Annotated in this window: 9 protein-coding genes and 1 pseudogene; 4 read left to right on the top strand and 6 right to left on the bottom strand. The window is 56.3% G+C overall.

The genetic code is table 11. The features are described from left to right. On the bottom strand, nt 1-281 hold a 281-nt coding region (locus AB8B76_RS14365), incomplete at its 3' end, for an aldehyde dehydrogenase family protein (RefSeq protein WP_405273511.1). Nucleotides 282-443: 162 nt separating this feature from the next. Between AB8B76_RS14365 and AB8B76_RS14360 the strand changes: the two genes are divergently transcribed. Next, the gene (locus AB8B76_RS14360; RefSeq protein ID WP_405273509.1) at nt 444-1910 is read left to right on the top strand and encodes an alanine/glycine:cation symporter family protein; all 1467 of its coding nucleotides are present in this window, start codon (nt 444-446) and stop codon (nt 1908-1910) included. On the opposite strand, the gene AB8B76_RS14355 is transcribed toward AB8B76_RS14360, so the two are convergent. Further along, nucleotides 1892-3139 carry an MFS transporter gene (locus tag AB8B76_RS14355; protein WP_405273513.1) on the bottom strand — a complete coding sequence of 416 codons (1248 nt, stop codon included), beginning with the start codon at nt 3137-3139 and terminating at the stop codon, nt 1892-1894. The genes AB8B76_RS14360 and AB8B76_RS14355 overlap by 19 nt on opposite strands. Before the next feature lie 8 nt (nt 3140-3147). After that, nucleotides 3148-4101 (bottom strand): class I SAM-dependent methyltransferase, encoded by a 954-nt coding sequence (locus AB8B76_RS14350; protein ID WP_405273507.1) that lies wholly within the window; start codon nt 4099-4101, stop codon nt 3148-3150. 151 nt (nt 4102-4252) lie between these two features. Here AB8B76_RS14350 and AB8B76_RS14345 point away from each other — a divergent pair, with 151 nt between their 5' ends. Both AB8B76_RS14345 and AB8B76_RS14340 read left to right on the top strand, forming a co-directional pair. Beyond that, complete coding sequence (locus AB8B76_RS14345; protein ID WP_405273505.1) at nt 4253-5083, top strand: SDR family NAD(P)-dependent oxidoreductase; 831 nt, start codon at nt 4253-4255, stop codon at nt 5081-5083. Nucleotides 5084-5100: 17 nt separating this feature from the next. Next, a complete protein-coding gene (locus AB8B76_RS14340) occupies nt 5101-6129 on the top strand; it encodes a hypothetical protein (RefSeq protein WP_405273503.1) in 1029 nt (342 codons plus the stop codon). Here AB8B76_RS14340 and AB8B76_RS14335 read toward each other — a convergent pair. From AB8B76_RS14335 to AB8B76_RS14325, 3 genes are all read right to left on the bottom strand, one after another. Further along, nucleotides 6124-7275 carry a saccharopine dehydrogenase family protein gene (locus AB8B76_RS14335; RefSeq protein ID WP_405273501.1) on the bottom strand — a complete coding sequence of 384 codons (1152 nt, stop codon included), beginning with the start codon at nt 7273-7275 and terminating at the stop codon, nt 6124-6126. The two genes, AB8B76_RS14340 and AB8B76_RS14335, sit on opposite strands and share 6 nt — an antisense overlap. Nucleotides 7276-7366: 91 nt before the next feature. After that, a complete protein-coding gene (locus AB8B76_RS14330) occupies nt 7367-8680 on the bottom strand; it encodes a hypothetical protein (RefSeq protein ID WP_405273499.1) in 1314 nt (437 codons plus the stop codon). Between the two features lie 65 nt (nt 8681-8745). After that, complete coding sequence (locus AB8B76_RS14325) at nt 8746-9366, bottom strand: class I SAM-dependent methyltransferase (RefSeq protein WP_405273497.1); 621 nt, start codon at nt 9364-9366, stop codon at nt 8746-8748. Between the two features lie 236 nt (nt 9367-9602). On the opposite strand from AB8B76_RS14325, the pseudogene AB8B76_RS14320 reads away from it, so the two are divergent. Next, nucleotides 9603-9957: pseudogene (locus tag AB8B76_RS14320) on the top strand (signal peptide prediction); the annotation flags it as partial.

Here is a 9957-nt window from a genome sequence, read left to right as displayed (position 1 = left end):
GCGATAGTGGTGTTGATCGCCCGATCCAGTTCAACTCTTGAATCAGAGATGGTTTTACCGATCTCCGCAGTTATCAGCGCAGCGAGCTCTTCCCGGTGATCTTTAAGCAGAGCCGCGAGCCGTCGCAATACATCCGAGCGCTCATGTGCAGATAGAGTCCGTTGGACGTCCTCGCCACGGCGGAGAGTGGCGAGCGCTTCAGCAATAGCGGTGTTATCGGCATAGCTATGCTTCCCAAGGGTTTCATTGTTCCAGGGATTGATCACCAAATAGTTACTCATGGCTTTTACTCTCAGACTCTTCTAAACGATCCGGGTATTGTCGGCGCTTCCGCCCCACTAAAACTAGTCTTTTGTGGTTTGCATCGCCGCACTGCCCCACCCATAACTTGTGTTGCTCGCCACAGTCGGTATGGTCGTCATCAAGACCTCAGAGACTCAAGCATGCCCCAGTCAATTGATGCCACTGTCGAAGCCCTCATCAAACCCTTTGCCGATGGCCTCGCGGCATTCATTTTCTATGAGGTCCCTATCGCAGGAATCCCTGTTCCCTGGATCGTGATGTGGCTCGCCATCGCCGCTAGCTTTTTTACCGTGTATCTGGGCTTTCTGAACATCCGGGGCTTTCCGCTGGCTCTCAAGATTGTCCGGGGCCACTATCATGACCCGGCAGCACCGGGAGAAATTTCGCATTTCCGCGCTGTAGCCACAGCGGTCTCAGGTACCGTGGGTATCGGCAATATCGGAGGAGTTGCGGTCGCCATTACGATTGGCGGGCCCGGGGCCGCTTTGTGGCTTGTGGTCGCCGGTCTCCTGTCTATGTCCACCAAGCTTGTGGAGTGCACGCTGGGCGTCAAATACCGCCGGCATAACCCGGACGGCTCCGTCTCAGGCGGCCCCATGTACTACCTGGAGCACTGGTTGCGCGTGCGCCATTGGCCGAGGCTTGGCAAAGCCCTTGGCGCCTTCTATGCCGCGAGCCTGATGATTGGATGCCTGGGTATTGGCAACATGTTTCAGTCCAATCAGGCCTATGTGCAGTTTGTGAATATCAGCGGCGGAGAACAGAGTTTCTTTGCCGACAAGGGCTGGTTGTTCGGCCTCGGCATTGCAGTGCTCGTTGGTCTCGTCATCATCGGAGGTATTCGCACTATCGCCGGCTTTGCCGCAAAAGTGGTTCCCGCTATGGCGCTTTTGTACGTTGTATCCGCGCTGGTGATCATTTTGATGAGTTACGCCGAGATCCCTCAAGCGCTGAGCCTGATCTTTAGCACAGCCTTCACCCTGGAAAGTGCGACCGGCGGAATGATCGGCGCAATGATTGTCGGTTTCCAGCGTGCCTTGTTTTCGAACGAAGCGGGCATTGGCTCAGCGTCTATTGCGCACTCCGCTGTACAAACCAACGAGCCTGCCTCTGAAGGCATGGTCTCGCTGCTGGAACCCTTCATCGATACCGTAGTGATTTGCACCTTGAGCTCACTGGTGATCGTCGTCACGGCTTTCCCGAATGGACTGATGGATAGCGGACTTGAGGGCATCGCTCTCACATCCGCCGCTTTCGCCCACCACGTCAGTTGGGCGCCCTACCCTTTGGCCGTCGCAGGACTTTTGTTTGCCTTCTCGACTGCCGTGTCCTGGAGTTACTACGGACTCAAGGCCTGCACCTACCTCCTCGGTGAAGGCGCAGTCGTGCAAAACGTGTTTAAGCTGATTTTTTGCGCGTTTTTGGCGTTAGGCTGCATGATCCAACTGGAGTCAGTATTAGCATTTTCTGACGCGATGGTGTTCCTCATCGCCGTGCCAAACATCATCGGCTTGTATCTGTTTGCGCCCGAGGTAAAGGCCGAGGTGCAGCGTTATCGTAGGCGCATTGCTGACGGCAGCATCCCCCGTCATGTGCCCGCGGATTGATCCGGCGCGCGACTGCGTAAGTTGAGCACCACCAACAGTGCAAACAACGCGGTGCCCGCAAACGCTACGGGGAACCCTGCCGCGTCGGCCACACTTCCTACGAGAACCGCACCCACCGCAGGCGCTCCCATGGCGACCACCGCCCAAAGACTCATCACCCTACCGCGATAATTCTCGTCAACGGTTAGCTGAGTCAGAGCCTGGCAGCCTGTACCAATAGTCGTTGTGCAGCCGGCGATCAATCCAATGGCAATAGCAGTGATCCATAGCTCCCGCCACAACCCCGCACTAAGCGCGGTCATTGCCGACACAGAAAGACCCAAAAGCACCAGGTGGTACAGCCGTCGCAAGCGGCCGCTCTGTCTCGACACCAATAAGCCACCCAGGACGGACCCCATGCCCGCAGCCGCCGTGAGTGTCGCAAGCGTCGACGAGTCACCAAAGAGGAGCTTTCCAGACACTGCCGGTAATAGTTCAATCACAGTTCGCCCAAGCATCCCGCTAGCCAGCGTCATCAGAAAAACCAGCCTCAACATCGCGTCATGACGAAGATAAGCCACGCCTGCTCGCAACTGTGCGACGAAGGACCCTCGATCCTCCCTCGCCTCTTTGCGCTCGGTCCCGGTCACACGAGTCAACAGCAAGGCAGCTCCCACACAGATTAGGGCCGATGTGGCGAAGGCAGCCGGTACGGACGAGACCATCAGCAGCCACGCGCCCAAGGCAGGCCCGATAATCCGAGAAGTGTTAAAGATAATCGCCGAATAACCAATGGCGCTTGGTAGTGCCTCGCGGCCAACCAGTCTGGGCAAAAACGCCAGCCGAATGGGTGTATGGGCCGAGGTTACCGCACCAAAGGCGAGCGCCAGCGCTGCCAGTGCAGGTAACTCCAAAAGGCCCAGCGTCGCAGTAATCCCCGCAAGACCGGCTAGCAGGCCACAGAGGGTGACCGTGACCAAAAGTCCGTTGCGAGGGTTAATGCGATCTGCGGTTATTCCGAAAACTGGTGTGAGCAAAAAAGTAGGTACGAGCATCAACCCGGCGATACTACCCACCCAAAATGCCGAGGCAGTTAGCTCCCACGCCGCCCAACCAAACAGGAAGCGAATTAACCAGCTGCCGAGGGTCGACAGGCACGAGGAAGGAAAGTAAAGACGAAAGCGTGGATGACTAAAGGCCGAACGATGCCCGGCCTCCGTCTGATTTACCTTTGTTGAGTCTGTCGCAATACGCCGGCTTACTCAGGTTTTTTGAACAGCAGAGTCATACGCGTGGACTCACCTACCGCAGTCATGGCGGCAGCAAGCTCTGGATTGTCCTTGCTGCCCGACAAAGTGGGAGGCAGGCGCCAGACGATGTCCTCACTAGTCGGCTGATCCTTGGTGTTCACGTTAATATCCGATTCACCGACGAGTTCGAATCCCGCGGCCTCTAACTGCGCGATCACGAAGCTCTTCTTCAAATAACCTGCAGAACCATCAGCCCAGGCATCTGAAGCATCCTCCGGTGCCATATGCTGCACGACACCCACAACACCACCGGGCTTGAGCGCAGATTTGGTGTTCATCAAGGCGGCAGTCAGAAACCCTCCATCCCCTTCGAAACGCGCGAGATTGTGCAAGGCGCGAACAAACAACACTGCATCCACCTGACCTTCAAGGCGCTCCGGCAGCTCACCAAATTGAAATGCATCAAGATCCGCCACTGGCGTGTCGAACCACGCACGGGCCTCTTCTAGCCAATCATCAACCCAGGTTTCCTTGGCCTTGAGTTGCTCCTCAGAGAAAAACCCAAACAACGGAAACAAGGAGGGGCTGTAATCGACCCCAATCAATGTGCCACTCTCGCCCAAATAGGGCGCCAGAATTTTGCTGTACCAACCTCCCCCGGGCAGAGCTTCCAATACCGTCATGCCGGGTTCGACACCAAAGAATGCGAGCGTCTCGGCCGGATGGCGAGCACCGTAGCGCGCTTGCACCTCCTCAGGCTGAGCTGCGAGAACTGCTGCGAGGCTGCCTTGCTCCGACCCGACGGCTGGCTCAGAAGCGGCTTCGGCAACCATCGTTGCGGTCTCTGCAGCAATATCGCTCTCGGCGAGTGGGGCCTCATCTGATTGGCAGGCGCCTAAGCTAAGAGCCAGGGCCGTGCACAAAACAGTTTTGCTGGTGGGGTAACGAAAGAGATCAAACATACTCAACTCCAGGGTGGGCAAGCGAACCTAAAAAGTACGCCGACGCAGAAAAAATTGGCTCCAGCGAACAAGTATACCCGCTGGACCCCAACGAAGGTCTCCCTTATTGTGCGCAGCGTCATTCGTATTCGCTTACTGGTAAGGACAGCCAATGAACAACTTTGAAAACACTGTGGGATTCATCACTGGCGGTGCCGCAGGCATTGGTCTGGGAGTTGGCCGCGCACTGGGCCTCAAGGGCATGACACTTGTGTTGGCCGACGTTGAGCCAGAAACCCTCGCAAAGACAGCTGAAGACCTGCGCGGCGAAGGCATCACTGTTCATACCGAGGTTCTCGATGTTCGCGATGCCGATGCCTATCGCGAAGTTGCAGAGCGCACCTTAGAAACGCACGGAAAAGTAAACTTTCTGTTTAACAACGCGGGCGTCGGCGGGGGTCATGCGATAGCTGGAGAAACTCCGCTTCAGGATTGGCGCTGGGTCGTAGACGTCAATCTGCTCGGCGTTGTCTACGGGGTCGAATTTTTTCTGCCAGCCATGCGCGCCTGCAAAGAACCCTGCTACATCATCAACACCGCATCGCTGGCAGGGCACGTGTCAAACCCCGGCATGGGTGCCTATTGCGCTACTAAATTTGCAGTCGTGGGCTACTCCGAAGCTATGCGGCACGAGCTAGCGGGTTCCGATATTGAGATTTCTGTCTTGTGCCCAGCTTGGGTGAAGACGCGAATTGCCCAGAGTCGCCGGAACCACCCCGATGCGGCGGAAGCTGCCAATGCCTCAGGGGAAGAGGATGGTATGAACAAAATCGACGAGATCATCGCCAATGAAGGCATCAGCGTCGAAGCGCTCACCGAGCGAGTTGTAACAGGCATGGCTGCAGGCACTTTCTACCTGTTCACGCACCCTGACTTTTGGCCGGCCGTGCAAGAGCGCCTTGATCGAATCACCGCAGACTATCAGGAAGTCATGCCCGGCTAAGGTCGCGGTAGCAGGCTATGGAAGGGAGTTCCACCAGAACTCATCAGCAAAAAGCGGTGATGCGTGGCGTCGTTCTAGGGGTTATCGCCGGTCTCTGCTTGGGGGCATTGGCCGTCGCAGTGTTTTACGAGGCTCCCCTGGCAAGTCCCGCACCCAACTCTTCACCGTCGTCCCAGCCGGGTGCTTCACTCTCAACTGCGCGGCACAGCCTTGCGGCAAGCGATTGCGCTATCGACAGTCCCACTGCCGCCAGTCCCACTGCTGATAGTAACAACGCAGCCTTATTAATGCGGATTGAAGCAGAGGGCACGACCCTATCCAAGGAGCTTGAGTTAGAGATTGCGGAGGGAGCAACCTATGCCTATGCCCAATGGCGGGAATGGCTTGGCGACACGGCACTGCGTCCGTCCCAAATCAATATCCGGTTTTTGGGGGATGCTCAAAGATTTAGAGAGATCTACGGCAAGCCCAATCGAGAAGAGTGGACTACCACCGGTTTCTATCGCATGCGCAGCAATGAGGCCCTGATCCTACATACCCCGGCCTTTCGCTCTGGTGCGCTCGGCAATGCATTTCACGAAATATCTCATCTCATTACTGCGCGTCATCTCGGTGCGACACCACCGTGGCTAAATGAGGGACTCGCCGAGCATTACGAAACGCTACACATCGTCGATGGGAACGTCGGTTTTTCTGAGAACAAACAGCATCTGACGCTGCTTGAGCAGCGCGGGGCAGTACCAATGGATACCCTCACGCAGCTATCGAGAGAAAACTGGATGCTAAAGGACGCGGAGCGGCGCTACGCGAGTGCCTGGGCACTCATCGCCTTTCTTATGGATACGGAGGCTGGAAGACAAACGCTTCGCGACACCATACTGGATGCCTACTCAGGGCGTTGCGGCTCTCGACGCGATCTTCGCGACACGCTTTCACGCTACCCTGGAGGCAGCGAGGCGCTCCAGAGTGATTGGCTCAACTGGCTGAGTGTTCGTTATGCTGCTCTTAAGCCAAGAGGCCAGGTAACGGCAGACAGCGCTCTATAAAACGGTGAACGACACCCCTGCGTGATCTTGCAAACGCTCCCGCAGCCTCTCTCCCATAACCGGCGCTGCGGTTAAACATCCGCCATGGCCCTTGGGAGTCTGAGCTAAGCAAAGCGCTGCCTCGGCGATCATTTTGGAGGTCGAGCCGTATCCAGGATCGCGATCGCCATAGACCTGCACCGTGACGCTATCGCCAGCGTCATTGCTGCCGACGTAAAGGATGTCGTAAAAACCCGCCTCTCGCTCTTCCTTGCTTGGGCCCTCACCGGGCTGAAGCGTCATATCCAGCGCCATGTCACCGCCGGCCGCATCGGGCTTTGTCTCGCCGAGCAAAATCATTTCGTCGTAAACAAGATCGCTGCCGTAGGCATGACCCAGCAGCTGGTTTGAGCGATGTACGTTCTTGGTATTGATCGACGCCATAATGAATGGGCCAGACCAGTTGTTCAGATCCTCCTCAAACAGCACTTCATTGCCTGGTGGCTGATCTGGGCCTGTAAAGCCGTCCGTGAGCACAAAGGGATTTACGAGGTCGGCCAACAGCGAGGGGTCGGCTTTTACGGAAGCCATAGTGCCTTTGAAAGATGCCACCGTGCCTCCTGATGCGGTGCCCTGCATTGCCTTTACTCGACATTTAACCCTAGGTAGCGGCGCACCGAACTTAGCGCTGGCAACCTGCTGCAGAAGGTGCACGCCCAAGTCAGACGGCAGCGAGTCAAAGCCGCAGGAAAACACAATGCGTGCGCCACTCTCCCGAGCCGCTGCATCGTTCGCCGCAATCATGTCCTTCATCCACAGAGGCTCACCGTTGAGGTCCACGTAGTCGGTGCCCAGACGAGCGCAGGATTCAACAACTGAGCTACCATACTGCTGATAAGGACCCGCCGCGCTCAGCAAGACCCGAGTAGAACCCGCCAGTGCGTCGACACTCGCCTTATCGTCGCTGTCCGCCACCAGCAACGACACCGCGGGACCAATTCCTAGCTCTTCCCGCACTTGCTCCAACTTGGCGAGATTTCGCCCAGCCATCGCCCAACGAAACTCGGCGTCAGTACCGTAGGTTTCTTTCAAGTATTCACAGATAAGCTTGCCGGTAAAACCGGTAGCGCCGAAAACCACAATGTCGAAATCTCGGGTGTCCGTCATGCGGGGGATTCCTGTTGCCAGTTATTAAGAAGAGAACGGAGACTAGACCGGATAAGCTCCATGGGCAACCGGCAATACTTGCTGGGATCAACTAATCGCCGGCTGCCCACGCCCGCTGGACATCGTTAATCCATGCTTGGGCAAAGCGGGAAAAGCGCGTCATTTGTTCTGCCACCTTGGCATCTAGCGCCTCAATGGCCAGATCACCCCGATCACTCGCAACGGTCACGACAATCGCCGCTTCCTCTCCTGAGCCATTCCACTCAAAACCAGCATCGGACACATAGCGCGGGGGCATGTATTCCTCGAGAGATTCATCGAGATCACCACCGACAGCCACGCTCTCCTTAGTGAGCTCATCGCGTACCGTGGATTCGTCAAACTCGGGAACAGGTGCACCATGGGCTACTGCCGCTAGAATCACATTGTCCCAGGACTTTTCTTCCAGGGCTTTTTGCACCCGCTGATACTGGTAGGACTCGAGCACGCCGTGACGGTTGGAGACTAACTGGATCGCCTCTTCTGTCTTTCCGCGCATGACTGTCCATATGCCTGCCATAGTGCTAACGCCCGGTAGAGGGTGTGCGTGATAAGGCTGAGATAGATCGCCGATGTAATGCAGCCCCCAGCCGGCAAACCGCCAGCCCCAGTAGTCGTGCCCGGTCTCAAAGGCAAAACGTGACAGCTCCCGAAACAGCGACACCCGCCACTCAGGATACGTGCGTAGTAAGTCAGGCTGCGCCTTTTTTGTTACCCAGTCGAGGTGATAGAACCCCATGTGAAACGGCGCTTGTGAGCTGTATTCGAGATTGGGGTTTCCAAACGGCTGCACCCCAAAACCATACTGCGTTCCGAACGCCGTTCCATTGTCTTCGAAGAGACCAATATCCAGACCAAAATCTGGCTCGTCACTTCCCGTCGCCAGCACGTGAGCCGGCGCCACAAGATCGCCAACCTCCAGCGCGATGTAAACAATCGAATCATGAGATACGCCACCGGCCAGAGGACTCAAGTCTGCAAAACGCTGCACCTGCGATGAAGGCACAGACCGGTCCTCTACTGTCGTTTGGCGATAAAGGGAATAATCAAGCTCGGGGTTCACACGAATGGCGCGCAAGAAGGCGTCTCGTAAGTCCTCAGCATCCGCGGAAAACACTAAGGTATCTGGCCTTGGGGCGTAGTGCGGCATGGATTCGCGGGAGTAAGCCTCGTGCCGCTCAAGAACCACGGCAAGACCTGCAGCCTCTGCCGTAACGAAGTCGTTCAAAGACTCGGCAGCAAGAGACGGTTTGAGCAGTTCTGGCTGGCTGCGAACGAGCGGCCACAGCAGACTTGCGTGGTCAGACCAGGCCCACAGGGGACTGCTGAGTAAAGAGAGAGACAGGAGAACAGGCCAGCGTCGCATGACTAAACCACATACTGAGGACGAGTAGGAGTGGTGATCATACCGTTTCTTTGGGGGCCCCGCTCTCACCCAGTTCCGCGTGCGGCATCGCTTTTTGACATCACTGAATAGACAGAGACCACATTGAACTCCCCTGACTCATCCATATCGGGAATCGTGCAACTCTTCTCCTCACAAATTTTCTCGTAGGGAGGCACGGAGAAATCGCGCACGCGAGAATCAGCAATGAGCACCGAGCCTGCGCGATCGACAAACCGTTGCAACCACGGGAGGTTATCTTTGTCGTAGAGGACATCGGCTGCCAAAATGACATCGACGTTCCCGTCCACGCTTTCAAAGTCCTCACTTAAGGTCACAGAAACTTTGTTCATCTGTGCGTTGTGCGTCGTTGCCGCGAGAGCCAGAGGGTCAATGTCGCATGCAATCGCCTCGGTGGCACCGGCGATAGCGGCGGCAATCGCCACCACGCCAGATCCACTGCCAAAGTCCAGAACACGACGATCGCGAACAAGCTCAGGGTGCTCCAGAATATATGCTGCGAGCACGCGCCCCGAGGCCCAGCACAAGATCCAATAAAGTGGGTTATTCATTACCAGACGGGCTGTACTTGCGTCCAAGTGACGCTGAGGGGACATGTCGCGGATTAGCGCCAGGAACAGGTCTCTACCCGGCAACACTGATTGCACACTCAGCTCCGCGCCCGGGAGCACACGCCCCAGCGCTATCCGTAACTCAGGAGGAATCATGAGGGCAGAGGATCATCAGCATGTTGCATTAGATACCGTCATCAATTGCATATAGAAAAAGTTCATTGGATGAGCAAACATGCACTCCTCTTGGGTTCCCACAAGCGCGCAGAAAAACGGTTTTAGCGCTACACTAAACAGAGTATTTCACCTACAGACGGTATCGAGGTGTTCTCATGACAGTAAAAAAAACGTTTCGACTAAAGCGAAGAAGTGTTCTAAAGAAAGCTAGCACAATTCTAGCTGCTGGCTGTGCTGGCTTTCCCGCGATCATCGCTGCACGTGACGCAAAGCCTACGGTACGCGTACTCGGGACTCACGTCACTCTGCAAGAGCCCCTGCGACAGCGCGCCGAGCAAGAGCTGGGCATCAATCTCGTATACAGCCCCGGTGGCAGTGCGCAGGTGCTGTTCAAAGCCTCCATGGACCCCTCGGGATTTGATCTCTACGAGCAATGGTCCAACAGCATGCGAGTGCTGTGGCAGTCGCGTGCAATACAGTCCATCGACCCCAGCCGAATTGAAAACTGGG

The organism is Congregibacter sp., from assembly GCF_045107095.1.
GTDB lineage: Bacteria > Pseudomonadota > Gammaproteobacteria > Pseudomonadales > Halieaceae > Congregibacter.
This window is presented reverse-complemented; position numbering and strand designations above follow the sequence as displayed.